The organism is Streptomyces sp. PL-25, from assembly GCF_058344915.1.
Genome location: NZ_CP136997.1, coordinates 2607198 through 2633217, shown reverse-complemented (window position 1 = coordinate 2633217; position 26020 = coordinate 2607198). Strand labels below are relative to the sequence as shown.

Here is a 26020-nt window from a genome sequence, read left to right as displayed (position 1 = left end):
CGCGTGGTGCCGGGGCGCCCGCCGGGCCGGCCGTGCGCGGTGCGCGCGGGCCGTGGTGCCGGACCCACGCGCGCGTGGCTGCCGTGTCGGCGTCAGTATCGCCAACCGGCCGCCGCGCCGGACCCCCGCGCGCGTGGCTGCCGTGTGGTCGGTCTCACGCCGTCCGGGGGGTGCTCGCGTGCCGTTCCAGGAACGCCGAGACGCCGCTCGCCCGGCGGTGCGGCAGCAGCACCCGTGCCGTCCCGGCCAGCATCATCTGGATCCGTGACGACTGGACCTGGTCCAGCAGGTCCAGGACCCGCATCCCGGCCGCCGCCGCCTCGTCGGGACGCCCTCCGCGCGCGAGGTCGTCGGCCAGCTCCGCCGTGTACAGCGCGATGTTCCGGGTGAAGTGCGGGTCCTGGAGGCGGGCGGCCCGCAGTGCGTACCGGGCCGCGCGCGGCCAGTCGCCCAGCGTCGACCAGCACTGGGCCTCCAGGCCCGCCAGCTCCGCCTCGCCGTAGAAGCTCATCCACTCGGGGTCGGCGTCCGAGGGACCCCGCCCGTACAGCGCCTGCGCGCGCGCGAGCGCCTGTGCGCAGCCGGTGCGGTCGGCGAGCCCCGCCCAGCCGCCCGCCTCGCGCAGCGCCAGCAGGGACATCAGCCGGGCCGAGCCCAGCTCACGGGCGGCGCGCTGGGCCGCCTGCGCGGCGCGCACCGCCTCCCGTGGCCGTCCGGCGTCGCGCGCGAGGAACGCCGTGTTGCAGAAGGCGTGCGCCTCCACGGCCGCGTCCCCGGTCATCCGGGCCGTGGCCAGCGCCTCGGCGTAGTGCGAGCGGGCGTCGTCGAAGCGGCCCGAGTCATGGGCCAGCCAGCCCACCGAGATGGCCAGCTCACCGGCGCCCGCGTGCAGCCGGTCGGCCGTGGCCCGCCGGGTCGCTCCGGCGTCGAGCAGGGCGTAGGCGGCGCGCAGCGGAGCCGCCGCGCGCCGGTAGAGGCCGTCCGCCCCGTGCCGGTCGTCGAGCAGCCGGATCCGGCGGACGGCCTCTTCGACGGCGCCCGCCTCGCTCGCACCGGCGCGGCGGACCGGGCGGTCCGCGGCCGACGCGTCGAGGGCGAGCCCCAGGGGGCCCAGCGAGGCGGCGGCCATCGTGGCGCCCCCGCGGGTCATGAATGCGCGACGCAGCACGTCGCTCTCCTCGTGGTCCTCGTGCGGGTGGTTCGGGTCTTGCTCGTCGTGCGGGTGATCCTGGTCGCGCGGGTCGCGCGGGTCGTGCGGGTCGTACCGGTGATCCTGGTGGTACGGACGGGGCGCCCCCGTCGTCTCCAGTGGTGCGTGGGCCGGGCTCTCGGTGTGCGCGGGGGGCGCGTCGCCGCTCTCCGGGGCGCGCGCGGCGCGCCCGCGCACGGACGAGCGGGGCGCGAACCCCAGGTCGGCGAGGGTGCGGCCGGGGAACATGTGCAGGAACACACGCTCGTACGCGTAGTTGGGGCAGCGGATCTCGCCCGCCTCCACCCGGCCGATGTAGCGCGCGTCGCAGCTGACCCGCTCGCCGATCTCCCGGGCGGCACGCCGCACCGCCGCGGCGAACTCGGCCGGGGAGCGCTGTCCGCGCAGCCGCCGGAAGGCGAGGTTCGGCCGCGGTGGCCGGGGGGACGGGGACGAGGTCACCGTTGACGACGCCATGGCCGGGCCCTCTCGTGCGAACCGTCGAACCGTGCCGGAACCGAGGGGAGTTGCCCGGGTTGCCCCGGTGACGCCCTGTTTCCGACGGGCAAGAACGTACCGGTTGTGTCCGGGCCGCCACGCAGTGTTTGGCTACAAACCGGATATCTCATCCGCGATCTGCCATGAAGTGCCATCCTTTGTGGCTGACTTCGGCCGTAGCCGTTGACGCCCCCGCCGCGTTGTACCCCGTGAACCGGGAGCCGCCCGACTCCCGACCCGCTCGCGCACGAGGAGGGGTATCCGTGGTGGAGTCCGGGACGCGGACCAAGGGGAGCGCCGATCGTCGGCCGTCGCCGCCGGCACCGGAGGCCGACTGCGACCTGGTGACCGTACCGGCCCGGCAGGGTCTGGAGGCGGTCGACATCCTGCGCCGCGAGGCGGAGGAGGCGGTGGGGCCCGTCCTGCACGACGACGGCGGCGACACGCTGGGATTCGTGGTCCCGGCGGGCACCGCGGCGGGGTGGGACGTACCGGGCAGCACCTGCACCAGGACGGACGGCCGCGGTCTGCGCACCGCCCCGGAGCCGCCTGTGGAGGGCTCAGACTGGCTCCTGCCGCCCGAGGAGACCGACCTCGCGACCGACCCCGCCGTGCTGCGCCGCGCCCTGGACGAGGCGGCCCGGATGCTCGCGGTGGTGGACAACTGCTGCTGACGGCTCCGCGGCGGCTGCGGTGGCTGCGGTGTACGGCGACGCAGCGCACGGCGGGTACGGCGTACGGGCGGGTTCGGCGTACGGCGAGTACGGCGTACGGCGAGTACGGCGTACGGCGAGTACGGCGTACGGCGAGTACGGCGGGTGCGTCGGACGGGGTGCGCTCCGGACCACGCCGGGCCGCCCGGTCCGGCCGGCCGGACCTTGCGACAATGGGGGAATGGGAAGGTCCAGGAGTCCCCGGCGCGAGCGCGGGAGCACGGCAGCCGTCGCCGAACAGGTGGACGGCGGTCTCGCCGAGCTCGTGCCCGACCGGGAGCGGGCGAGGGCCTGGACGCTGCTGATCGACGGGGCACCGCAGTCGCACGTCGACCTGGACGACCCGGCGTACCTCTCCTTCGAGTACCAGCGCCGGATCGGCCATGTCATCGACCTCGCCGCCCCCGCGGGCAAGCCGGTGCACGCCGTCCACCTCGGCGGCGGCGCGCTCACCCTCGCCCGCTATGTCGCCGCCACCCGCCCCCGCTCCACCCAGCAGGTCGTCGAACGGGACGCCGCGCTGGTGGGTCTGGTGCGGCGCGAGCTGCCGCTGGACGCCAACGCCCGGATCCGGGTGCGTTCCACCGACGCCCGCGAAGGGCTCGCCAAGGTGCCCGCCGGATGGGCCGACCTCGTGATCGCCGATGTGTTCAGCGGCGCCCGCACCCCCGCCCACCTCACCTCGGCCGAGTTCCTGGACGAGGTCCGCCGGGCGCTGAAGCCCGGTGCCGTCTTCGCCGCGAACCTCGCCGACGGCCCGCCGCTCGCCCATCTGCGGGGCCAGATCGCCACCGCCGCCGCCCGGTTCGCCGAACTGGCGCTCGTCGCCGACCCGGCCGTCCTGCGCGGCAGACGCTTCGGCAACGCGGTCCTCGTCGCCTGCGACCGGCCGCTGCCGATCGCCGAACTGACCCGCCGTGCCGCCTCGGACCCGCACCCCGGCCGGGTCGAACACGGCCGTGCGCTCACCGACTTCACCGGCGGCGCCGCACCCGTCACGGACGCGGCGGCCGTCGCCTCACCGGCCCCGCCCCCGTCCGTCTTCCGCTGACGTCAGGCAGCGGCCAACGGCCAACGGGCAACGGCCAACGGTCAGTGGACGACGGACGGTGGACGACGGGCGGGGGAGCGGACGGCGGGCGGATAAGAGGGGCGCGCGGGTCAGTAGTTGCCCACCTCGACCCGGGGCGGCCCGTCGTGCCACGAGCAGATGACCGACACCCGGTCCTCGCCCGAGGTGAACTCGACCCGGATCCAGCTCGCCGTCTTCCACACCTGCATCGACCAGCCCGTGCCCGGCGTCGCCGAGACCAGGCTCGCGGAGGCCGTGTCCAGGTCGAACACCACACGCCCGCCCTCGGTGTCGTAGCCCTTGACCGTCCCGGAGCCCCCCGAACCGCCGGAAGCCCCGGATCCGCCGGTGCCGCCCGAACTCCCGGACGTGCCGGGCGCGTCGGGGGAAGCCGCGGACGCGCCGCCGGTGTCCGCGGGCGGCGCGGAGCGCGACACGCTCGGGGCGGGGGGCGACGGGGTACGGGACGGTGCGGCCGGCGGCGCGGACGGGCGCTTCGACGACGGGCGCCGCGTCGCGGAGGCCGGTGGCGGTGACTCCCGCGCGTCCGCGTCACCGGCCGTGATGGGCAGGGCGCGCGGCGGGTCGTAGGCGGTGCCCGCCAGCACCGTGTGGACACCCCACCACGACAGCGTGACCGCCGCGCTCGTCGCCAGCGACCACGCCAGTACGTGTACGAATCCTCTGAGCATCGCGGCCATCCTGCCGCACGCCTCCCACCGGCGTCTCCGCGGAGTGCCCGGAGGGCAGTTGTCCACAGGTAGGACCCGGTGGGACCCCCTCCCGGGCGGTTGTCCACAGGCGCGCACCGGCCGCGCCGGTATGGCGTACGGTGCGGCGCATGGCAAGTGTGCTCGTGGTCGAGGACGACCAGTTCGTACGCTCGGCGCTGATCCGGCATCTGACCGACGCCTCGCACACCGTGCGCAGCGTCGGTACGGCACTGGAGGCGCTGCGCGAGGTCGCCCATATCCGCTTCGACGTGGTCGTCCTGGACCTCGGACTGCCCGATCTGGACGGCGCCGAGGCCCTGAAGATGCTGCGCGGCATCACCGACGTCCCGGTCATCATCGCCACCGCCCGGGACGACGAGGCGGAGATCGTCCGCCTGCTCAACGACGGCGCGGACGACTACCTGATCAAGCCCTTCTCGGTCGAGCACCTGTCGGCCCGCATGTCCGCCGTGCTGCGCCGGGTCCGCTCGGGACCCGACCGGACCGCGCGGCCCACCGTCATCCGCGTCGGCGGCCTGACCGTCGACCCGCTGCGCCGCCAGGCCGAGCTGGACGGTGCGCGGCTCGACCTGACGCGCAGGGAGTTCGACCTGCTCGCCTTCCTCGCCGGGCGGCCGGGCGTGGTCGTCGCCCGCAAGGAGCTGCTGGCCGAGGTGTGGCAGCAGTCCTACGGCGACGACCAGACCATCGACGTGCATCTGTCCTGGCTGCGGCGGAAGCTGGGCGAGACCGCCGCGCGCCCCCGCTATCTGCACACCCTGCGGGGCGTGGGCGTGAAGCTGGAGCCGCCCGGAGCGGGGCCGGACCGATGAGATGGGCCCTGGTCAAGGTCTGCCTGGCGGTCACCGTGATGGTCGTCGTCGCCTTCGCGGTCCCGCTCGGCCTGGTCGTCAAGGAGATGGCCCGCGACCGCGCCTTCTCCAATGCCGAGCGCCAGGCCGCCGCCGTCGCCCCCGCCCTGTCCATCACCACCGACCGCGAACAACTGGAGCGGGTCGTCGCCTCGGCGGACTCGGACGGCCGGATGGCCGTCCACCTGCCGGGGGCCGGCGGCGGCGCCCCCGTCGACATCGGCCGGCACCGGTCCGCCGCCGCGGACATCGCCACGGTCCGGCGGCTCGGCCGCGCCTCCACCACCCAGGTGCCCGGCGGATCCGCGCTGCTCCAGCCGGTCGCGCTCAACTCCGGTGCCATCGCGGTCGTCGAGGTCTATGTCCCCGAGGCCGAGGTCAGCAATGGCGTGGGCACGGCCTGGGCGGTGCTCGCCGGGGTGGGTGCCGCGCTGATCGTCGGCTCGGTCGCCGTCGCCGACCGGCTCGGCGTGCGGATGGTGCGGCCCGCCCGCCGGCTCGCCGAGGGCGCGCACGAACTGGGGGAGGGCAGACTGGGCGCCCGGGTCCCGGAGGAAGGACCACCCGAACTGCGCCGGGCCGCCGTCGCGTTCAACTCCATGGCCGACCAGGTCGTCCAGCTCCTCGCCAACGAGAGGGAACTGGCCGCCGACCTGTCCCACCGGCTGCGCACCCCGCTGACCGTGCTGCGGCTCAACACCGCCTCACTCGGTGACGGCCCGGCCGCCGAGCAGACCCGGGCCGCCGTCGCCCAGTTGGAGCGCGAGGTCGACACCATCATCCGCACCGCACGCGAGGCCAAGCCGCGCACGGCGGCGGCCGGACCGGGCACGGGCGCGGGCTGCGACGCGGCCGAGGTGGTCCGGGAGCGGATGGGGTTCTGGTCCGCGCTCGCCGAGGACGAGGGCCGCACCTGGCGGCTGGCAGGAGTGGAGCGGCCGGTGCGCATCCCGGTGGCCCGCGCCGACCTCGCCGCAGCCCTGGACGCCCTGCTCGGCAACGTCTTCCGGCACACCGCCGAGGGCACCGCCTTCGCGGTGGACGTGCACACCGCCGAGGACGCGGTGATCGTGCTCGTCTCCGACGCGGGCCCCGGCATACCCGACCCCGCCGCCGCCATGCTGCGCGGCAGGGGCTCGGGGAACGACGGCTCCACCGGGCTCGGCCTGGACATCGTGCGCCGTCTGGCGGAGTCCACCGGCGGTGACGTCCGGATCGGCTCCTCCGTGCTCGGCGGCACGGAGATACGCCTCTGGCTGCAACTGGACGGCCGCCGCCCCGTACGGGGCACGGGCCACCGGGGCACGGTGCGCGGCCGCCGCCGCGCTGCCACGCGATAGGGCGAGCCGCCGCGCGGTGGGGCGAGGAAGGCCGGGCGCGGGCCGGAGGGGCAGGGGCTGAGGGGAGGGAGGGGGAGGGGGGAGGGGGGAGGGGGAGGGGCCCCGGAACGGAGGCGAGGGGGAGCAGCGAAGCGAGTCACCCCACAGGTCCGGACCTTTAACCGTCCCCGATCCCTCCCTTAAGCCAACCCTAAGATCCCCGACTCCCGCCCGGAACAGCCTGATTGCCCGGTTCCGGATCGCTAGCGTGCTGCCGCACCCCACTCGCACCGCACCCCCACCCCCCCGGCCCCCCACGCACCGCACCCCCGACCCGCACGGCACCCCCACTCCCTCGGGCACCTCAGGGCTCCCGTGAACAGCGAAGGCAGGCACCGCGATGAGCACGCACCGGCGCAGGATCAGCGGCAGGAACAAGGCGATAGGCGGCCTGGTGGCGGCGGCCGTGGCCGGTGGCGGGGTGTTCCTGTTCACCGCCACCGCGCAGGCGGCCGGGACCGGTGCCGCGTACACCAGGACCAGCGACTGGTCCACGGGCTACACCGCGCAGTACGTCGTCACCAACAACAGCGGGTCGGCCGAGAAGGACTGGACCCTGGAGTTCGACCTGCCGTCGGGCACGAAGCTGGGCTCCCTGTGGAACGGCGAGGCCGCCGTCAGCGGACAGCATGTCACCGTGAAGCCCGCCAAGTGGGACACCGCGGGGCTCGCCGCGGGACAGTCCGTCACCGTCGGCTTCGTGGTCGACGGCACCGGCGACCCGACCGGCTGCCGCATCGACGGCGCGGCCTGTTCGGCGGACGGCGGAGCGACCCCGCAGCCCAGCGGCCGGCCCACCCAGTCCGCGAGCCCGGCCCCGACGCCCACCCCCACCAGGACGTCGACGCCCGCCCCGACGGCGACCGCGACGGCTCCGACCGCGAGCCCCACGTCCTCCCAGAGCCCCGGCACCGGCACGACCGCGGGCGCCGGCTTCGCGCCCTATGTCGACACCTCCCTCTACCCCGCCTTCGACCTGCTGGGGAGCGCCGACGCGACCGGCGTGAAGAACTACAACCTCGCCTTCGTCACTGACGGCGGCGGTTGCACACCCAAGTGGGGCGGGGTGACCGACCTCGGCGGCGACGCCGTGGCCGCGCAGATCGGTGCGCTGCGGGCCAAGGGCGGGGACGTACGGGTCTCCTTCGGCGGCGCCAGCGGCTCCGAGCTGGCGACGACCTGCTCCTCGGCGGACGCGCTGGCGGCGGCGTACGGCAAGGCGGTCGACCAGTTCAAGCTGACCAAGGTCGACTTCGACATCGAGGGCGGCGCGCTGCCGAACTCCGCCGCCAACACCCGCCGCGCCCAGGCCATCGCCGCGCTCCAGCGCCAACACCCGGACCTGGACGTCTCCTTCACCCTCCCGGTCATGCCCGAGGGCCTGACCCAGGACGGCGTGAACCTGCTGGCCGGTGCGAAGTCGGGCGGGGTGAAGATCTCCACCGTCAACATCATGGCGATGGACTACGGCGCCTCGTACAACGGCGACATGGGCACGTACGCCGAGCAGGCCGCCACCGCCACCCAGGCCCAGATCAAGAGTGTCCTCGGGCTGTCCGACAGCGCCGCCTGGAAGGCCGTCGCCGTCACCCCGATGATCGGCGTCAACGACGTCTCCGCCGAGGTCTTCAAGGTCGACGACGCCGGCCAGCTGGTCGCCTTCGCCCGGTCCAAGGGGCTCGGCTGGCTGTCCATGTGGTCCGCCACCCGCGACAAGCAGTGCGCGGGCGGCCCCAAGCCCACCGCGGACGCGACGTGCAGCTCCGTCGCGCAGGAGCCGTTCGCCTTCAGCAAGGCGTTCGGCGCCTACAACTGACCGGCGCGCCCCCGCGCCACGCCGGCGGGCCGTACGGAGAGGTGTTCCGTACGGCCCGCCGCGCATCAAGAAGACGCCCGTCAGAAGACCCCCGTCAGAAGACGGCCATCAAGAGCGCCCGTCAGAAGACGTTCGTCAGAAGGCGTCCACCGGCGGCAGTTGCCCGGTCCGGGCCGCCTGCCCGTACCAGAGGGCGCTGGACTTCGGGGTGCGGTCCAGGGTGGCGTAGTCGACGTACACCGCGCCGAACCGCTTGGCGTAGCCGTAGGACCACTCGAAGTTGTCCATCAGGGACCACAGGTAGTAGCCGCGGACGTCCGCGCCGTCCGCGAGGGCCCGGTGCACCGCCGCGAGGTGGGCGTGCAGATAGGCCACGCGCTCCGGGTCGCGTACGCGGCCGTCGTCGTCGACCTTGTCGGGGCAGGCGGCGCCGTTCTCCGTGACGTGGAGCGGGAGGCCGGGTGCCTCGCGGCTGTAGCGCATGATCAGTTCGTGCAGGCCGCCCGGGTCGATCGTCCAGCCCATCTCCGTGCGGTCGCCCGGCGGCTGGTGGAACGCCACGTCCCGCGCACCGGGCCACGGTGAGTGCCCGCTCGCGCCGTGGGCGTCCGCGCGCGGGCCCTCGGGCGCGTTCCGCGCCGAGGAGACCAGCGCGGGCGTGTAGTAGTTGAGGCCCAGCGCGTCCAGCGGCTGGTGGGCGGTGGCCAGATCGCCGTCGAGGACGTACGACCAGTCGGTGACCGGTGCGGTCGCCTCCAGCAGGGTCGCCGGATACGCCCCGTGCAGCATCGGACCGTGGAAGACCCCGCAGGCCAGGTCGTCGATCTGCCGGGCCGCCGCCAGGTCCTCCGGCTGCTGCGACAGCGGGCGGATCACCTGGGAGTTGAGGCTGACGGCGACCGAGGCGCGGGCCGGGAGCACCGAGCGCAGCGCCTGGGTGCCCAGGCCGTGCGCGAGGTTGAGGTGGTGCGCGGCGCGCAGCGCGGCCACCGGGTCGGTGCGGCCGGGCGCGTGCACCCCGGAGCCGTAGCCCAGGAAGGCGCTGCACCAGGGCTCGTTGAGCGTGGTCCACTGGTCCACGCGGTCGCCGAGCGCCTCGCCGACGAGGTGCGCGTACTCCGCGAAGCGCCGCGCGGTGTCGCGCTCGGGCCAGCCGCCCGCGTCCTCCAGCTCCTGCGGCAGATCCCAGTGGTAGAGGGTGACGGAGGGCTTGATGCCGTGGGACAGCAGCTCGTCGACCAGCCGGCGGTAGAAGTCGAGACCGGCCTGCACGGCGGGCCCCCGGCCGGTGGGCTGGACGCGCGGCCAGGAGACCGAGAAGCGGTAGGCGTTCAGGCCGAGCCGGGCCATCAGGGCCACGTCGTCGCGGTAGCGGTGGTAGTGGTCGACGGCGGTGTCGCCGGTGTCGCCGCCGGCCGTCGCGCCCGGCGTATGGCTGAAGGTGTCCCAGATCGAGGGGGTGCGGCCGTTCTCCCGTACGGCGCCCTCGATCTGGTAGGCGGAGGTGGCCGCGCCCCAGAGGAAGGAGGGCGGGAAGGACACGTTCTGCGCTTCGGGCATGGAATCGCTCCCATGGGTCGGATGGGCCCATTATGCATGGGAGCGCTCCCACAACAAAGGAGGATCCCGCGCGGACCACACCCCGCCCCCCGGACCACACCCCGCCAACCGAACCCGCCCCGGAACGCAGGGCCATGATCCGGTCGGCACCCGGCCTGGCACCCAGTCGGCATCCGGCGGGCACCCGCCCGGTCCCGCTCAGGCCGACTCGCGCACCACCAGCTCCGTCGGCAGGACCACCGCGCGGTGGCCGGTGCCGCGCTGGGCGATCTCGGAGAGCAGCAGGTCCGCCATGGTGCGGCCCATCTCCTCCAGCGGCTGGCGGACGCTGGTCAGCGGCGGATCGATGTGCCGGGCCACGATCGAGTCGTCGAATCCGACGACGGCGACGTCGTGCGGCACCCGCAGCCCGGCGGCGCGCAGTTCGAGCACCGCGCCCGAGGCCATCACGTCGGAGGCGGCGAAGAGCGCGTCCAGCGCGGGCCGCCGCCGCAGCAGTTGGCGCATCGCCGCGCGTCCGCCCTCCTCCGTGAAGTCGCCCCCCGCGATCAGCTCCTCGTCGGCGGGGAGCCCGGCGTCCGCCAGCGCCGTGCGGTAGCCGTCGAGCCGGGCCTGCGCCGCGTCCATGTCGAGCGGCCCGGTGATGGTGCCGATGACCCGGCGGCCCCGGGCCAGCAGGTGCCGCACCGCGGTGCGGGCGCCGCCGCTGTTGTCCGCGCGGACGTGCCCGAGCGGTTCGCGGTGGCTGCGCCGCCCGGCCAGCACGGTGGGCACCGCCAGTTCCTCCAGCCGGTCGGGCAGAGTGTCGTCGCCGTGCACCGCCATCATCAGGACGCCGTCCACGCGTTGGGCCGACAGATAGTCGGCCAGTCGCGCGTACTCTTTCTCGTCCCGGGCCAGGACCAGCAGCAACTGCATCCCGGCGTCGGCGAGTCCGGTCGACACGCCCCGGATGATCCCGGAGAAGTACGGCTCGGAGAAGAGCCTGGTCTCGGCCTCCGGGACGACCAGGGCCACCGAGTCGGTGCGGCGGGTGACCAGGGAGCGGGCGGCGCGGTTGGGGACGTAGCCGAGTTCGGCGATGGCCTGCTCCACGGCCGCCCGGGAGTGCTCGCTCACCTGGGGCGAGCCGTTGATCACCCGGGAGACCGTGCCCCGGCCGACCCCGGCGCGGGCGGCCACGGCGTTCAGGGTGGGGCGCCGGACGTCCGCGGGCCTCGGGGGCGGTTCGGCGGGGGTCATCGTTCACCTTCCGGCGGTTGCGGTGGGGGTCCGCTCATTCTGGCCCAGAAAATCCGGCGGCCACCCCGGACGATCACCCCATGGTCGACAGGGGCCCGTTCACCCGGCTGTGACCTGCGTGAATCCTGGAGGACACCGGACGGGGGCCGCAGGGTCGCGTCGCGCCGCACGACACATTCACGTGACGTGCGGAACACGCTTGCGCAACAACGCCGTTTTCAAGTCTTGACACCTGGCCCGGCAGCAACGAGTCTTCCGGCATGCCGCATGGGAGCGGTCCCACGGAGATTCCGGGACGCTCTCCCGTGCGGACCCCCGTACCAACGGCCCTTCCCTCTACCTCATATGGCACACCGTTGACCAGCAACTTCGCACCGCACTTCGGGTGCAGTGGGCTGGCCGCTGCTCGAACCGAGAGGGCAGGTCCGCACCGCCGGGATCCGGCGGTCTGATTCCTGAGGTCCCGTTCCCCCTGGAACAAGGAGTAGTGGAATGCGCATCACCCGTACCGTCGGCGGTCCAGGCCGCGGAGCAGCGGCCCTGACCACGACGGTTCTGACGGCCTCGGCCCTGCTGCTGACCGGTTGCAGCAGCGACGGCGACTCGGACAGCTCGGATGCCAACGGGAAGATCACCCTCAAGGTGGCCGACTACGGGCAGTTCGGCTACAAGGAGGCCGGCCTGTTCGCGCAGTACGAGAAGCTGCACCCGAACATCACGGTGAAGGAAGAGACCACCGCGAACGAGCAGGACTACTACCCGAAGCTCCTTCAGCAGCTGAACTCGGGCAGCGGTCTGGGGGACGTCACGGGTATCGAGGTCGGACGCATCAAGGAGGTCGTCGACACCCAGGCGGGCAAGTTCGCCGACCTCAGCAAGACGATCAACGTCGCCGACTGGGTGTCCTGGAAGGAGAAGCAGGCCACCGCCAAGGACGGCACGGTCATCGGCGCGGGCACCGACATCGGCCCGATGTCGCTCTGCTACCGCAAGGACCTCTTCCAGCAGGCGGGTCTGCCCAGCGACCGCGAGGCCGTCGCCAAGGCGGTCGCGGGCGGCTGGGAGGACTACATCAAGCTCGGCGAGCAGTACAAGACGAAGGCGCCGTCCGGCACCTTCTTCATGGACTCCGCCAGCGCCATGTACAACGCGGTCGTCAGCTCCTCCGCGAAGCAGTACTACGACGCCGAGGGCAAGCCCGTCTACAAGGACAGCGAGGCCGTCCAGCAGGGCTGGAACCTGGCCGCCGAGGCCGCCTCGAAGAAGCTGAGCCAGGGCCTGCCGCAGTTCCAGGACGCGTGGCAGGCGGCGCTGCGCAAGGGCACCGTGGCGTCCATGGCGTGCCCCGCCTGGATGGCCGCCCAGATCGCCACCTACTCCGGTGAGACCTACAAGGGCAAGTGGGACATCGCCCGCGCGCCCGGCTCGACCGCGGCCAACTGGGGCGGCTCCTTCCTCGCCGTGCCCAAGGGCGGCAAGCACGTCAAGGAGGCCACCGAGCTGGTCAAGTGGCTGACCGCCCCCGAGCAGCAGGCCGCCGTCTTCAAGGCGGTCGGTGTCTTCCCGTCGAACAAGGGCGCGTACGAGCTGGCCGGCGTGAAGGACGCGAAGCTCCCGTACTTCAGCGACGCCCCGGTCGGCCAGATCTACGCCGACGAGGCCAAGGCCATCCCCGAGGCGGTGCTCGGCCCGAAGGACGCCGCGATCAAGGACATGATCTCGACGCAGATCAACAACATGGAGCAGCGCGGCACGGCGCCCGACAAGGCATGGAAGGCCGCGACGGAATCGATCGACAAGGCGATCGGCTGACGTCCGCCGGTGCGGACGGCCCCACCGGCCGTCCGTACCGCCCGCCCGCCCGCGTCGTCCGTACCGCCCGCCCGCCTGCGCCGCCCGCCCGCACCGCGCGCGACGGTCGCATCCCGACGGCCGGTCCCGGGCGGCGGCTCCCGGTGACGGCTCCGGGCGGTGGCTCGGGGCGGTGGCTCCGGGCGGCAGTGCCCGCACCAGGCCCGGCTGCCGGCGCCGGGCCGTACGGGCGTTCGCGGGCAGGCTGGTCGGAAGCGTCGTGGCTGTCGCGGCCGGGACGGGCCCGGACAGGTGGACCCGGAGGCAGGACCGGGCGGGGACTCGCCCGGTGGGCTCGGCGGGCCTGTGCGAATCCGGGCAGGGATCGGCCGGGTCGTCGAGCCTACGCCGGGTCGGCCGGGACAGCCGGGCCCTCGGGCCTACGCCGGTCCGGCTCGCCGGTCAGTCGCCCCGCCCCGCCTCCCTGCGCACCGCCCCGGCGGCGCGGCCGAGTCCACGGGCACGGCCGTACCCCTGGGACGGCGACCGGTCCCGTGGGACGGTGAACGCTCCCGCAAGGCCGTCCCCGGCCCTGGGGAAGGGGGCCGATCCACGGTCGGCACCCGTCCCGCGGGTCGTCGGCCGACCCGGCAGGACGGCGGCTGTCCCGTGGGCCGGGCCCCGATCCCGCGGGCCGGTCCCGTCCGGTAGGTCGGACCCGTCCCCGCAGGCCGGGCCCATCCCGCCCCGCCCCCAGGCGGCGGCGGCCGGTACCGCCGTCCGTCGCCAGGACGGCGGTACCGCCCGCACCACCCAGGAGCGGCGCCGGGACGGCAGTACCACCCGCACCGCGCAGGAGCGACGCCAGGACGGCGGTACCGCCCGCACCACCCAGGAGCGACGCCGGGACGGCAGTACCACCCGCACCGCGCAGGGACGGCGGCGGGACCCGGCGGCCCCGGCGCCCGCAGCCCGCCAGAGACCGCCGACCGCACCCCGCCCGCCCCGCCCCGCCCGCACCGCCTCCCACCCGGCCCCGGCCGCACCCTCCCAGGGAAGGACTCCCCCCGTGGCAACGACAACCCCCGTACGGGGCGCCCACACCCCGCCGCCCGGCGGTTCCGGCGCCGCGCCGAGCCGTCGCGGCACATGGCGCACCCGGCTGTGGCGCTTCGACGACAAGGCGTCGCCGTACGCGTACATCGCCCCCTTCTTCCTCGTCTTCGGCGCCTTCGGGCTGTACCCGCTCCTCTACACCGGCTGGATCGCCCTGCACCGGGTGGAGCTGACCGGGCTAGACCAGTCGCAGTGGGTCGGCTTCGACAACTTCTCGAAGATCCTCCAGGACTCCGAGTTCTGGACGGCCGTCTCCAACACCTTCGTCATCGGTGTCATCTCGACCGTCCCGCAGCTGCTCGTGGCGCTGGGCCTGGCCCATCTGCTCAACTACAAGCTGCGCGCCAGCACGTTCTGGCGGACGGTGATCCTCACCCCGTACGCCACCTCCGTGGCCACCGCCGCCCTGGTCTTCGCGCTGGTCTTCCGCGCCGACGGCGGCATCCTCAACTGGGTGCTGCACTTCTTCGGCGCGGGCAACACCGACTGGGGCAACGGGGAGTGGACCTCCAAGATCGCCGTCTCGGTCATCGTCATCTGGCGCTGGACCGGCTACAACGCCCTGATCTACCTGGCGGCCATGCAGGCGGTGCCGAGCGATCTGTACGAGGCCGCGTCGATCGACGGCGCCACGCGCTGGCAGCAGTTCCGCAAGGTGACCATCCCCTCGCTGCGGCCGACGATCCTGTTCACCATCGTCATCTCGACCATCGGATCCATGCAGCTGTTCGGTGAGCCGCTGCTGCTCCAGGGCGGCACTCTCGGATCCCAGGGCGGCAGCGAGCACCAGTACGAGACGCTCAGCATCTACCTCTACAACTACGGCTGGAAGCTGGGGCATCTGGGCCCGGCCGCGGCCGTCGCCTGGGCCATGCTCGTCCTGCTGCTGCTCATCGCCCTGATCAACTGGATCGTCGGCCGGTTCGTGCGCAAGAGCGCGGCCTGACGGGAGCGACATCGATGACCACGACCAGTCCCCTCACCCCCGTGCCGGACCTCACCCCGGCTCCGGACGCCCCTGCCCCGGGCGGGTCCCGCGGCCGTTTCAAGATCGGCGCCGGCCAGCAGCTCAAGGGCGGCCCGTTCACCTACCTCGCCCTCGTCGTCGTCGGCCTGGGCTCGGTCTTCCCGCTGTACTGGACGCTGGTGGCCGCCTCCCACGACCAGCAGCGGGTCCTGGACAGCCCGCCGCCACTGGTGCCGGGCGGCAAGCTCTGGCACAACATCCAGGCCGCCTGGGAGCAGGCCAACCTCGGCAAGGCCATCGTCAACAGCGTCATCGTGGCCGGCTGCATCACCGTGGCCACGCTGTTCTTCTGCACGCTCGCCGGTTACGCCTTCGCCAAGATGCGCTTCCGGGGCCGGGGCGCGCTGATGACCGCCGTCATCGCCACGCTGACGATCCCGCCGCAGCTCAGCGTGGTCCCGCTCTTCATGCTGATGTCGGACATCGGGTGGGGCGGCAAACTGGAGTCGGTGATCTTCCCGACCCTGGTCGGCGCCTTCGGTGTCTTCTTCATGCGCCAGTACCTGCTGGAGGCGCTGCCCTACGAACTGGTCGAGGCGGCCAAGGTGGACGGCGCGAGCAATATCCGCGTCGTGTGGAGCGTCGTCCTGCCCGCGGCCCGCCCGGCGATGATGGTGCTCGGCATGCTGACCTTCGTCCAGGCGTGGAACGACTTCTTCTGGCCCTTCCTCGCCCTCAACCAGGAGAACCCGACCCTCCAGGTCGCGCTCGGCCAGCTCAGCGCCTCCTACACCCCCGACCAGAGCATCGTCATGGCGGGCGCGCTGGTCAGCACGCTTCCGCTGCTGCTGGTCTTCATCGTCTTCGGCAAGCAGATCGTCGGAGGCATCATGGCGGGCGCGGTGAAGGGCTGACCTCCCGCACCCGCCCCGCCCCCTTCCCACACCCTCTCACCCCACCCCCCTCTCACCCTCCCCGTACCGCCTCGCCCGCGGGCCGGGCGCACACCCCGGCGCCCGCCCGCATCCCCCCACCGGACCCCGGTCCGGGCCCTTTCCGCCCGTCACCTGCACGCCACCTCTGGGAGCGCTCTCACCATGACCGCCGTACGACCCGAGACCACCGCCCGGCCGTCCTCCGGCACGTCCTTCCCCACGGGTTTCGTCTGGGGCGCCGCCACCGCCGCCTACCAGGTGGAGGGCGCCGCGGCCGAGGACGGCCGCACCCCCTCCATCTGGGACACCTTCAGCCACACCCCCGGCAAGGTCCTCAACGGCGACACCGGCGACATCGCCGCCGACCACTACCACCGCTACCGCGACGACGTGGCCCTGATGAAGGACCTCGGCCTCAAGGCGTACCGCTTCTCCGTCTCCTGGTCCCGGGTGCAGCCCACCGGCCGCGGGCCCGCCGTCGAACGCGGCCTCGACTTCTACCGCCGGCTCACCGACGAGCTGCTGGCGGCGGGCATCACCCCGGTCGCCACCCTCTACCACTGGGACCTGCCCCAGGAGCTGGAGGACGCCGGCGGCTGGCCGCACCGCGACACCGCGCACCGCTTCGCCGAGTACGCCGAGATGACCGCCCGCGCCCTCGGCGACCGCGTCGGCGTGTGGACCACCCTCAACGAGCCCTGGTGCTCGGCGTTCCTCGGCTACGGCTCCGGCGTGCACGCCCCGGGGCGTACCGACCCGGCCGCCACCCTGCGCGCCGCGCACCACCTGAACCTCGCCCACGGGCAGGCGGTCGGCGCGCTGCGTTCCGTGCTGCCCGCGTCCGCGCAAACGTCCATCACGCTCAATCTGCACCAGGTGCGCCCGCTCACCGGCAGCCCCGAGGACGCCGAGGCCGCGCGGCGCATCGACGCGGTCGGCAACCGGATCTTCACCGGCCCGATCCTGGACGGCGCCTACCCGCAGGACCTGCTCGACGACACCGCGCACCTCGTGGACTGGGGCACGCTGGTGCACGACGGCGACCTGGCGGAGATCTCCCGCCCGCTGGACGTGCTCGGCGTCAACTACTACGCGCCGACCGTGGTCTCCCACTCCGCCGACGGCGCCGCCACCAAGAACGACGGCCACGGCGCGAGCGAGCACTCCCCGTGGACCGGCTCCGACCACGTCGCCTTCCACCTGGCCAACGACCAGCTCACCGCGATGAACTGGGCCATCGACGCCAGTGGCCTGCACACCCTGCTGACCGGCCTGGCCGCCTCCCACCCCGAGCTGCCGCTGATGGTCACGGAGAACGGCGCCGCCTTCGACGACTACGTCTCGCCCGAGGGCCGGGTCAACGACCCGCGCCGGATCGCCTACCTCCACGCCCACCTGGACGCCGTGCGCCGGGCGGTGGCGGACGGGGCGGACGTGCGCGGGTACTTCCTGTGGTCGCTGCTGGACAACTTCGAGTGGTCCTACGGCTACTCGAAGCGCTTCGGCGCCGTCTACGTCGACTACGGCACCCAGCGCCGCATCCCCAAGGAGAGCGCCCACTGGTACGCCGGGGTGATCCGGGACAACGCGCTGCCCTCGGCCGGCTGAGCGCGGACGCCCCCTCTCCCTTTCGCCTCCCCTTCGCCTCCCTTTCGTGTTCCTTCCGTTCCCTTCCGTCCCCCTCTCGCCGCTGCCCGCGCGGCGGTGGGGGAGGGGGCGGCCGTGCCCCCGGCTGTTAGATTCCTGGCCTGGGTTCCCGGCCTGTCGGCGGGGTGAACGGAAGGCGGCGACTATGGCGGTCAACGGTGGGCGGGGCCGGGGTGGCGGCCGGCCGACCCTGGAGGAGGTCGCCGCCCGCGCCGGGGTGGGCCGCGGCACGGTCTCCCGCGTGATCAACGGTTCGCCCCGGGTCAGCGACGCCACCCGCGCGGCCGTGGAGGCGGCCGTCGCCGAACTCGGCTACGTCCCCAACACCGCCGCCCGCGCGCTGGCCGCCAACCGCACCGACGCCATCGCGCTGGTCGTCCCGGAGCCGGAGACCCGGTTCTTCGCCGAGCCGTACTTCTCGGACATGCTGCGCGGGGTCGGCGCCGAACTGTCCGACACCGAGATGCAGTTGCTGCTGATCTTCGCGGGCGGCGACCGGGAGCGCAGGCGGCTTGCGCAGTATCTGGCCGCGCACCGGGTGGACGGGGTGCTGCTGGTGTCCGTGCACGCCGACGACCCGCTGCCGGACCTGGTCGCCCAGCTCGGCATCCCGGCGGTGATCAGCGGACCGCGCTCGGCGGCCGAGGCGCTGACGTCCGTGGACTCCGACAACTACGGGGGCGCCCGGTCGGCGGTGGAGCACCTGCTCTCCCGGGGCCGCCGCCGCATCGCGCACATCACCGGCCACATGGACGTCTACGGTGCCCAGCGGCGCGTCGACGGCTACCGCGACGCGCTCGCCGACGCCGGTCTCACCGAGGACGAACACCTCATCGAGCAGGGCGACTTCACCGAGGAGGGCGGGCACCGGGCGATGACCCGGCTGCTGGAGCGCGAGCCCGCCCTCGACGCGGTCTTCGCCGGTTCGGACGTCACCGCAGCCGGTGCCCGCCAGGTGCTGCGGGCCTCGGGCCGCCGCATCCCGGACGACGTGGCGCTGGTCGGCTACGACGACTCGGCCATCGCCCGCCACATGGACCCGCCGCTGACCAGCGTCCGCCAGCCCATCGAGGAGATGGGCCGCGCCATGATCGACCTGCTGCTCACCGAGATCGCCGACCGCCGCCCGCCCGAGTCGGCCGCCCCCGAGCGGCGGCACGCGGTGCTGGCCACCGAACTGGTGGTCCGTACGTCCTCCTGACGCGCCCCGGCGGTCACCGTAGGGGCGCCGGTGCCGTCCCCCGCCACACCCTCTCGCCGTCCTGTGTCTCCCCGGTCGGGGCGAGCCCGGCGGCGGTGGCGACCGCGGCGGAGGCGTGGTGCCCGGGGTGGATGTGCGCGACGACCGTGCCGACACCGGCCCGCCCGAGCAGGGCGACCAGCGCCCGCGCCGCCTCGGAGGCGAACCCGCGCCCCTGCCAGGCCGTCCCCACGACCCATGCGATCTCGGCCGTCTCCCGGCCGTGCACCGTGGCCTGCACGGTGCCCGCCAACTGCCCGCCGGACCGCAGCCGCAGCACCCAGTTGCACCAGGAGACCCCCACCTCCCCGGACCCGCCCACCAGCCGCTCGTAACGCGCGGCCAGCCCCTCCTCGTCCAGCGGCTCCCCGCCGATGAACCCGTACAACTCCGCGTCACCCAGCACCCCGGCCATCTCCCGGGCGTGCTCCACCCGCAGCGGGACGAGCTCCAGCCGCTCGGTACGGACACGCTCGGCACGCACGGGGCACCCTCCAGCCTCCGGGGAACGACATCCCGGTCCTTGACCTCGACCAAACCTGAGGTTCTACGGTCATCGTATTCCGTCGATCAAGAGGCATGAGGAGAGGCAGAGGCACATGAGCGCGACGCTCAAGGAGTACACGCAGGAGGAGTTGGCCGCCCAGCCCATCGGGGCGTGGACCGGCGTGGCCTACCGGCTGGTGGTCGGCGCCATCCGTGAGCAACTGGCGGTGGAGGACCTCACACAGCCGCACTGGTGGACGCTCAACCACGTGGCCGGGGCCCCTGGCAGGTGGACCCGCGCGGCACTGACCGAGCGGCTGGCGAAGTGGGACGACCTCGGTACCGACTTCGACGCCGTCTTCGACGACCTCACCCGCCGCGGCTGGCTCACGGAGGACGCGGGACTCATGACCCTGACCGAGGCGGGCGAGAGGGGCCTCGGCCGCGCCAGGCAACGCGGCGCACGCGTCCACCGGCAGACGCACGAGGGCATCGACCCGGCCGACTTCGCGACCACGGTCGACGTCCTGCGCCGCATGGTCGCCAACCTGGGCGGCGACGGGAACCTGCCGGACTGAGGGGAGGGGCGCGGCGAGCCGCCGAGAACGATGGGAGGGCCTCGGCGCGGCCGCGGTGGTCATGGCGTCGAAGTCGCGCTGGGCGGCCGCTCGGTCAGGGAGAAGGCGGTGCCACGCTCGACCACGCCTGCCTCCACTCGCGGAGCCGCTCCTCGCGAGACACGGTGACAGCGAGCTGCGCCGGGTCGGAGGCCGGCCAGGTCCCGCCCGAGTGCCTGCCGACGGGACGCAGGATGTACGTCCCCTTCTTCACGTCGGTGATCACGCCCTCCCGGTTCGCGTGTCCGTCGTGCACCTGGTCGCCCACCCAGGGCTTCCGCTCGGTCACCGGGCGGCCTCGCGATCCAGCTCGGCCCAGACCTGCTTGCCCCAGGGGTGCGGGTCGGTTCCCCAGCGCTCGGCGAGGGCGTCGACGAGCAGGAGCCCCCGGCCGTTGGTGAGAAGGCCGTTCCTGGGCTCGGCCGGCATCGGGAGTTCCCGGGCCTTGTCGACCACGCCGATCCGTACGAACCGTTCGCCAGACCGGGGGACGACGACGCGGATCACGCGGCTGTCCGTGTGCTTGACCGCGTTGGTCACCAGCTCCGAGACGACCAGTATCGAGGTATCGGCCAGTCCCTCCAGGTGCCAGGCGGCCAGGGCCGTACGGACGAGCTTGCGGGCGGTCCCGGCACTCTCCTCCAGGGCAGGGAGGGTCTCGGAGTAGCCGGGGCGCCCCGTGGGGTGTGGCCTTGCCATCACAGTCATCAGGACCTCTGGGAGTGCGGTTGCGGTGTGGCCGTACCCGAGTGAACGGCTCATGACCTCCCAGCGGCAGGAAAAGTCCGTGCTGTGCGCGTCAGCGAGCACCGGTAATTTCGCGGCAACCCTGCTACCGAGGGGAACGCGATGGCTACTTTGGGTACGTGACGGAGAACGGGAGCTTCGCCGGTGCCCTGCGCGAGAGCGGGCTGACGCAGGCCGAGTTGGCCGACAAGGTGAACGCTCGGCTGATCTGCGCGGGACACGAGGGGACGGTGAGCGATCGCACCGTTCGCAACTGGCTGACCGGGAAGACGCTGTGGCCGCACCCCAGACAGAGGGAGGCGTTGGAGGCAGTATTCGGCTGTACCGCCGTAGAGCTGGGCTTCAGCGCACCAGAGCGACGGCGCCCCTCGAACTCTCTGGAGGACCCTGTGAACCGCAGGAACTTCCTCACCACCACCACCGGCACGACCGTCGCCGTGTCCGTCCCTCTTGTCGGCGCTCCCCCTCAGGTCGGCACCTCCGATGTCATCCGCCTCCGCCGGGGCCTGGACGCTCTGATGGAGGTCGACCGCAGCCGAGGCGGTCACGAGGGCTTGGAGCGGGCCGCCCTCCTCGGAGCCCAAGAGGCCCTGGCCAAGCAGAAGCTCGGGGCCACCCAGCGCATCCGCCGACGACTCTTCTCCGTGGCCGCCGTCTACACCGCCACGGCGGCGTGGAGTGCCATCGACGCCCGTCAGCTGGACCGGGCGCATGCCTTGCTGGGGAAAGCCCTGTACCTGGCGGGGATGGCCAAGGACCCCATCGCGGAGATGCGGGTGTGGAACTCGTACGCGATGCTCGCCCACCACCGGCACGAGTTCACCGAAGCCGTCGATGCCGCCTACGCGGCACAGGGGACGGGCATCGCCCGGCGGGTTCCTTTCTTCGCCTCTCTGGCTCACGCCCGTACGGCCGTCGGCCACGCCAACCTCAGGGACCGCCAGGCCGCGCTGCGGTCCCTGGGACACGCACAGGACGCTCTGACCAAGGTGGACGCCGCAGAGCCCACCCCGTCGTGGATCGCCTTCTACGGTTCGGCCGAGCTGTTGGCCATGACCGCGATCGTCCGTGACCGTATCGGGGACGCAGTCGAGTCCGAGGCTGCCTCTCACAACGCCCTGGCCACGATCCCAAAGGAATTCAAGCGCAACCGGGCCTTGGCCATGTGCCGCCTCGCTCTGGCCCAGCTCCACCAGCGCGACATCGACCAGGCGTGTTCGACGGCCTCTACGGTCTTCACACTGATGTCCGGACACCCGATCCCCGGCAGGATGCGCTCCCTGCTCGGCGACTACTACCGCGACTTGATCACTCTTGCGCCGGACGCTTCGATCGCCCGAGAGTGGGGCGACCGTTATCGCACTGAATGGAGTCGACTGTGAGCGCCGCCGGGCTGGACATCCGACACTTCGGGACCGATGACCTGGCGGAGATCCGTCAGACGCTCATCGCCCTGCACGCGGCAGCCGCGGGGCCCGACCGTGACGACGACTTCAAGAAGAAGTTCCCCTGGTTCGTGGATCACTGGGGAGGCAAGGACGGGTTCGCCTGCGTGATCGCTTACGACGGTGCGGAGCCGGTGGGCTTCGCCTACGGTGCCCCGTCGGACGAGGGCCGGGAGTGGTGGCGCGAGTACCTGGAGGAAGCCCCCGAGAAGCACCGGACATTCGCCTACTCCGAGCTGGCCGTCCACCCCTCCAAGCGCAGGCAAGGCGTGTCGGACGCGCTCTCCCGGGCGCTCTTCGAGGACCGTCCCGAAGACCTCGTGGTCCTCCTGGTCGACGTGACCCACCCACGCGTACAGGCCCTGTACGAGGACTGGGGCTTCCGGAAGATCGGCGAGCGGCAGCCGTTCCCGGACTCCCCGGTCTACGCCGTGATGCTCGCTGAACTGCCACTGAAGTAGGCGCGGCACTCAGGAAGCTGTCTCGACCGTGCACTCCTCGATCCACCGGGCCACGACCGAGAACGTCGCCAGGTACTCCAGCGCTTCCTGCTGGGACCAGTTCACCTCGTCCTCGTGGGCGGCCAGGTTCCGGAGCGCCAGGAAGACCCCGGCAGAGATGTACTTCGCACCGTCCTGACGCGCCTTCCAGGTCGGGGTGGTCCGGTCCCCGTCGAAGCGGAGGCGCGGCTTGCCCTCCTCGGGCGCCTTCATGTCGAAACTCTGCATGCAGAGGTCCTTCTCGCCGATGTCGTGGCGGCCGAGCTTCTGCTGAAGGCGCCGGTTGACCGTGCGAGCGTCGGCGAGGACGGCGTCCTGATGGGCTTCGGCAGCCCACAGTGGCGCGGCTGGCTCCCAGACCCACGGGTGGAGTGCGTCCGCCTGGATGGCAGGTGAGGCGGGCCGCAGGAACGCCGCGATCTCATCGGCGTGCTTGGCGTGCCCCAGGGCCTCGGCCGTCCCCAACCGTACGAGTTGCCAGTACGCGAGACTCTCTGGGGCGTACTGATCCAGCTCGGTGAGAGCGCGCGGGACGTAGGCACCGATGATCTCGCGAGCGCGCGTCATCTCGATCGCGAGGTCCTGCGGCCAGTCCGGCCAGCGATCGATACCGCTCCGACTGGCCTTGGCCGCCTCCATCTTCGCGATGTGTATGTTCACGCCCTCAAGGAAGTTCCCCAGTGTCTCGACAGCGTAGGTGTGATCCATGCTCGGACTCTAGGGTGAACCGGCCGAGTGGGGCCGTGGTTCTGACCAGAGAAGCCGGTGAGGATGGGGGACGGGACGACGGTCACTCGTCGTCGAGCCGCTGAAGAACCTGCGTGAAGTCACCGGAGTCCAGCAGACCGGCGAGCACCTGGGTCATGTTGCCGATGCCGGGATCCCGGACTATCAGTCCGTCGGAGCACCGGAAGAAGCGTCCGCTCAGCTCCTCGCCTGTCCGCTCCCACCTCTTCATCAGACGCTCCACCTCGGCGAGAGTGAGCACGGTCGCACTCCAGCGCGAGCCGTCCGCTGCCAGCCGTACCTCGACATCGACGTTGCAGACGGCATCGAGATCCTCTCCGGCGCCGGCCAGGAATGACGCCTCGAACCGGGAGGTACGGACGCGGTACCAGGGTTCGTCCCAGCCCTGCTCGGGGCTCTCGTCCCCTGTGTCGGTCATCCGGCGATTGTCCAAGTCTGCCGCGGCGGAAACGGAAGAAGCCGGTGACCCTGGATTCCCGGGTCACCGGCTTCTTCGGTGAGGGTGAGTGACGGGACTCGAACCCGCGGCATCCTGGACCACAACCAGGTGCTCTACCAGCTGAGCTACACCCACCATGACCGGTGGTGGAGGAGGCTTTCGCTTCTCCGACCGGCCGAGAAAAAGTGTACAGGGTCCGAAGGGGTGCTCGCGCACGACTTTCGCGGCGCCCCTTCGAGGGACCCTTCTAGCCCTGCTGAGCAGGCAGGACGTGCTTCGCGGCGATCGCCTTGGCGGTGTCGGAATCGGGGCCGGGCTGGGGGACGAAGACGGCCTCGCGGTAGTAGCGCAGCTCCGCGATGGACTCGCGGATGTCGGCGAGGGCGCGGTGGTTGCCGTTCTTCTCGGGGCTGTTGAAGTACGCCCTCGGGTACCAGCGGCGGGCCAGCTCCTTGATCGAGGAGACGTCGACGATGCGGTAGTGGAGGTGGCCCTCCAGGGCCGGCATGTCGCGCAGCAGGAAGCCGCGGTCGGTGCCGACCGAGTTCCCGCACAGGGGCGCCTTGCCGGGCTCCTTCACATGCTCGCGGACATAGGCGAGCACCTGCTCCTCGGCGTCCTGGAGCGTCGTGCCGCCGGGCAGTTCGGCCAGCAGGCCGGACGCGGTGTGCATCTGACGCACCACCTCCGGCATCGTCTCCAGCGCCGCGTCCGGCGGGCGGATGACGATGTCGACCCCCTCGCCGAGCACGTTCAGCTCGGAGTCGGTGACGAGGGCGGCCACCTCGATGAGAGCGTCGTCGGACAGCGAGAGGCCGGTCATCTCGCAGTCGATCCACACCATGCGATCGTTCATGTGTCTCACCTTACGGCGAGCCGCGGCGGGCCGGACCGACCGTGCACCGGTCCGGCCGGACCGGTGCGGACGGACCGGTCCGGGGCGGAAGCGCGGTGTGTGCGCTCCCGCCCCGGACCGGCGTACGTGCTTCCCGGCTTCCCTGGCTTCCCCGTTTCCCGGTTTTCCAGGGGGTGCCTCAGCCGCCGCTGCGCTGGCCCGGCAGGCTGCCCGACAGGGCCGCCGGTGCCCGGCGGACCGTGTGCTGGAGCGGACCCTCCGGGTGCAGCGCGGACACCGGGCCGGAGGGCTGCGGGACGCCCAGGATCTGGGCCGTCCCGGCACCCGGGCCCGCCGCGCCCAGCGGCGCCTCGGCGGCGTCGACCGGTCGCTCGCCCTGCGGCCTGCGCGCCCGGTACGCCGCCCGGTAGGCGGCCGGGGACGAGCCCAGCTGCCGCCGGAAGTGGCCGCGCAGCGCCACCGGCGAGCGGAAGCCGCAGCGGCCCGCGACCTCGTCCACCGAGTAGTCGGACGTCTCCAGCAGCCGCTGCGCCTGGAGCACCCGCTGGGTGATCAGCCACTGCAGCGGCGCGCTCCCGGTCAGCGAGCGGAACCGGCGGTCGAACGTACGGCGGCTCATGTACGCCCGTGCCGCGAGCGTCTCCACGTCGAACTGCTCGTGGAGGTGCTCCAGCGCCCAGGCGACGACCTCGGCGAGCGGGTCGGCGCCGATCTCCTCCGGTAAAGACCTGTCCAGGTAGCGTTCCTGGCCTCCGCTGCGGCGCGGCGGGACCACCAGGCGGCGGGCCAGCGCGCCGGCCGCCTCGTTGCCGTGGTCCGTGCGCACGATGTGCAGGCACAGGTCGATCCCGGCGGCCGTGCCCGCCGACGTCAGCACGTCGCCGTCGTCGACGAACAGCTCCCGCGGATCGACGTGCACCGACGGATAGCGCTTGGCCAGCGTCGGCGCGTACATCCAGTGGGTGGTCGCCGGGCGGCCGTCCAGCAGGCCGGCGGCGGCCAGCACGAAGGCCCCGGTGCACAGGCCCACGATGCGGGCGCCCTCTTCGTGTGCCCGGCGCAGCGCGTCGAGCGCCTCCTCGGGCGGTGGCGCGGTGATCGAACGCCAGGCGGGCACGACGACCGTGCCCGCGCGTGAGATCGCTTCCAGGCCATGTGGTGCGGTGAGTTCCAGGCCCCCTGTGGTCCGCAGCGGGCCGTCCTCGCCGGCCGCCACCAGCAGGCGGTAGCGCGGCACTCCGGCGTCCTGGCGGTCGATCCCGAACACCGAAAGCGGTATGGAACTCTCGAAGATGGGGCCGCCGCTGAACAGCAGCACCGCGACGATCTCCTTGCGGCGGCGCCCGGACAGTTTCCGGACCGCGTTTTCCGGCGCGGCAGTGGAGTCGTGGCTCATACTGCTAAGCCCCCCTCGGTGGTCGCGGCTCCTCGGT

At 72.8% G+C, this 26020-nt stretch carries 24 protein-coding genes and 1 tRNA gene; 13 read left to right on the top strand and 12 right to left on the bottom strand.

Annotated elements, in window-relative coordinates; translation table 11 throughout:
- Positions 1–154: 154 nt before the first annotated feature.
- Positions 155–1666: an NsdA family TPR-like regulatory protein gene (locus R4Z62_RS11655; RefSeq protein ID WP_491519774.1), complete on the bottom strand. Its 1512-nt coding sequence runs from the start codon at positions 1664–1666 to the stop codon at positions 155–157.
- A 284-nt stretch (positions 1667–1950) separates the two neighbouring features.
- Between R4Z62_RS11655 and R4Z62_RS11650 the strand changes: the two genes are divergently transcribed.
- Both R4Z62_RS11650 and R4Z62_RS11645 read left to right on the top strand, forming a co-directional pair.
- Entirely contained in the window at positions 1951–2361 is a 411-nt protein-coding gene (locus tag R4Z62_RS11650) for a hypothetical protein (RefSeq protein WP_355476972.1), read from the top strand.
- A gap of 220 nt (positions 2362–2581) precedes the next feature.
- On the top strand, positions 2582–3451 hold the full coding sequence (locus tag R4Z62_RS11645) for a spermidine synthase (RefSeq protein WP_491519773.1): 870 nt from the start codon (positions 2582–2584) through the stop codon (positions 3449–3451).
- Between the two features lie 110 nt (positions 3452–3561).
- On the opposite strand, the gene R4Z62_RS11640 is transcribed toward R4Z62_RS11645, so the two are convergent.
- Positions 3562–4173 carry a hypothetical protein gene (locus R4Z62_RS11640; protein ID WP_491519772.1) on the bottom strand — a complete coding sequence of 204 codons (612 nt, stop codon included), beginning with the start codon at positions 4171–4173 and terminating at the stop codon, positions 3562–3564.
- 140 nt (positions 4174–4313) lie between these two features.
- Between R4Z62_RS11640 and R4Z62_RS11635 the strand changes: the two genes are divergently transcribed.
- From R4Z62_RS11635 to R4Z62_RS11625, 3 genes are all read left to right on the top strand, one after another.
- Complete coding sequence (locus R4Z62_RS11635; RefSeq protein WP_018565657.1) at positions 4314–5018, top strand: response regulator transcription factor; 705 nt, start codon at positions 4314–4316, stop codon at positions 5016–5018.
- Positions 5015–6397, top strand: a complete 1383-nt coding sequence (locus R4Z62_RS11630; RefSeq protein ID WP_491519771.1) for a sensor histidine kinase — start codon at positions 5015–5017, stop codon at positions 6395–6397. The genes R4Z62_RS11635 and R4Z62_RS11630 overlap by 4 nt, the downstream gene beginning before the upstream one ends.
- Before the next feature lie 379 nt (positions 6398–6776).
- Complete coding sequence (locus R4Z62_RS11625; protein WP_491519770.1) at positions 6777–8252, top strand: glycoside hydrolase family 18 protein; 1476 nt, start codon at positions 6777–6779, stop codon at positions 8250–8252.
- A gap of 135 nt (positions 8253–8387) precedes the next feature.
- Here R4Z62_RS11625 and R4Z62_RS11620 read toward each other — a convergent pair whose 3' ends face one another.
- Positions 8388–9812, bottom strand: coding sequence for a GH1 family beta-glucosidase (locus R4Z62_RS11620; RefSeq protein WP_491519769.1), 1425 nt, complete (start codon positions 9810–9812; stop codon positions 8388–8390).
- A 198-nt stretch (positions 9813–10010) separates the two neighbouring features.
- On the bottom strand, positions 10011–11054 hold the full coding sequence (locus R4Z62_RS11615; RefSeq protein WP_491519768.1) for a LacI family DNA-binding transcriptional regulator: 1044 nt from the start codon (positions 11052–11054) through the stop codon (positions 10011–10013).
- Between the two features lie 492 nt (positions 11055–11546).
- On the opposite strand from R4Z62_RS11615, the gene R4Z62_RS11610 reads away from it, so the two are divergent.
- From R4Z62_RS11610 to R4Z62_RS11590, 5 genes are all read left to right on the top strand, one after another.
- Positions 11547–12866 carry an ABC transporter substrate-binding protein gene (locus R4Z62_RS11610; RefSeq protein ID WP_064533289.1) on the top strand — a complete coding sequence of 440 codons (1320 nt, stop codon included), beginning with the start codon at positions 11547–11549 and terminating at the stop codon, positions 12864–12866.
- A 1048-nt stretch (positions 12867–13914) separates the two neighbouring features.
- Entirely contained in the window at positions 13915–14907 is a 993-nt protein-coding gene (locus R4Z62_RS11605; RefSeq protein WP_018565663.1) for a carbohydrate ABC transporter permease, read from the top strand.
- A 14-nt stretch (positions 14908–14921) separates the two neighbouring features.
- Positions 14922–15842 carry a carbohydrate ABC transporter permease gene (locus R4Z62_RS11600; RefSeq protein ID WP_382846617.1) on the top strand — a complete coding sequence of 307 codons (921 nt, stop codon included), beginning with the start codon at positions 14922–14924 and terminating at the stop codon, positions 15840–15842.
- 183 nt (positions 15843–16025) lie between these two features.
- Positions 16026–17471 (top strand): GH1 family beta-glucosidase, encoded by a 1446-nt coding sequence (locus R4Z62_RS11595; protein ID WP_491519767.1) that lies wholly within the window; start codon positions 16026–16028, stop codon positions 17469–17471.
- A gap of 184 nt (positions 17472–17655) precedes the next feature.
- Positions 17656–18711 (top strand): LacI family DNA-binding transcriptional regulator, encoded by a 1056-nt coding sequence (locus R4Z62_RS11590; RefSeq protein ID WP_491519766.1) that lies wholly within the window; start codon positions 17656–17658, stop codon positions 18709–18711.
- 13 nt (positions 18712–18724) lie between these two features.
- On the opposite strand, the gene R4Z62_RS11585 is transcribed toward R4Z62_RS11590, so the two are convergent.
- Positions 18725–19234 (bottom strand): GNAT family N-acetyltransferase, encoded by a 510-nt coding sequence (locus R4Z62_RS11585; RefSeq protein ID WP_491519765.1) that lies wholly within the window; start codon positions 19232–19234, stop codon positions 18725–18727.
- A gap of 115 nt (positions 19235–19349) precedes the next feature.
- Between R4Z62_RS11585 and R4Z62_RS11580 the strand changes: the two genes are divergently transcribed.
- Complete coding sequence (locus tag R4Z62_RS11580) at positions 19350–19814, top strand: MarR family winged helix-turn-helix transcriptional regulator (protein ID WP_491519764.1); 465 nt, start codon at positions 19350–19352, stop codon at positions 19812–19814.
- A 94-nt stretch (positions 19815–19908) separates the two neighbouring features.
- On the opposite strand, the gene R4Z62_RS11575 is transcribed toward R4Z62_RS11580, so the two are convergent.
- Together R4Z62_RS11575 and R4Z62_RS11570 are read right to left on the bottom strand one after the other, a co-directional pair.
- Positions 19909–20142 (bottom strand): hypothetical protein, encoded by a 234-nt coding sequence (locus tag R4Z62_RS11575; protein WP_491519763.1) that lies wholly within the window; start codon positions 20140–20142, stop codon positions 19909–19911.
- Positions 20139–20552 carry an ATP-binding protein gene (locus R4Z62_RS11570; RefSeq protein WP_491519762.1) on the bottom strand — a complete coding sequence of 138 codons (414 nt, stop codon included), beginning with the start codon at positions 20550–20552 and terminating at the stop codon, positions 20139–20141. Before R4Z62_RS11570 ends, R4Z62_RS11575 begins: the two co-directional genes overlap by 4 nt.
- A 167-nt stretch (positions 20553–20719) precedes the next feature.
- Between R4Z62_RS11570 and R4Z62_RS11565 the strand changes: the two genes are divergently transcribed.
- Positions 20720–21982: a helix-turn-helix domain-containing protein gene (locus tag R4Z62_RS11565; RefSeq protein WP_491519761.1), complete on the top strand. Its 1263-nt coding sequence runs from the start codon at positions 20720–20722 to the stop codon at positions 21980–21982.
- Positions 21979–22506, top strand: coding sequence for a GNAT family N-acetyltransferase (locus R4Z62_RS11560; protein ID WP_491519760.1), 528 nt, complete (start codon positions 21979–21981; stop codon positions 22504–22506). Before R4Z62_RS11565 ends, R4Z62_RS11560 begins: the two co-directional genes overlap by 4 nt.
- Positions 22507–22515: 9 nt before the next feature.
- Here R4Z62_RS11560 and R4Z62_RS11555 read toward each other — a convergent pair whose 3' ends face one another.
- The 5 genes from R4Z62_RS11555 to R4Z62_RS11535 all read right to left on the bottom strand — a co-directional run bounded on the left by R4Z62_RS11555 (position 22516) and on the right by R4Z62_RS11535 (position 25983).
- A complete protein-coding gene (locus R4Z62_RS11555; protein WP_491519759.1) occupies positions 22516–23253 on the bottom strand; it encodes a TIGR02391 family protein in 738 nt (245 codons plus the stop codon).
- Positions 23254–23335: 82 nt separating this feature from the next.
- Positions 23336–23710, bottom strand: coding sequence for a hypothetical protein (locus tag R4Z62_RS11550; protein ID WP_491519758.1), 375 nt, complete (start codon positions 23708–23710; stop codon positions 23336–23338).
- A gap of 83 nt (positions 23711–23793) precedes the next feature.
- Positions 23794–23866, bottom strand: a tRNA-His gene (locus R4Z62_RS11545).
- 112 nt (positions 23867–23978) lie between these two features.
- Positions 23979–24587 carry an oligoribonuclease gene (gene orn, locus R4Z62_RS11540; RefSeq protein WP_018565674.1) on the bottom strand — a complete coding sequence of 203 codons (609 nt, stop codon included), beginning with the start codon at positions 24585–24587 and terminating at the stop codon, positions 23979–23981.
- A gap of 178 nt (positions 24588–24765) precedes the next feature.
- A complete protein-coding gene (locus R4Z62_RS11535) occupies positions 24766–25983 on the bottom strand; it encodes a helix-turn-helix domain-containing protein (RefSeq protein ID WP_064533281.1) in 1218 nt (405 codons plus the stop codon).
- Positions 25984–26020 lie beyond the last annotated feature (37 nt).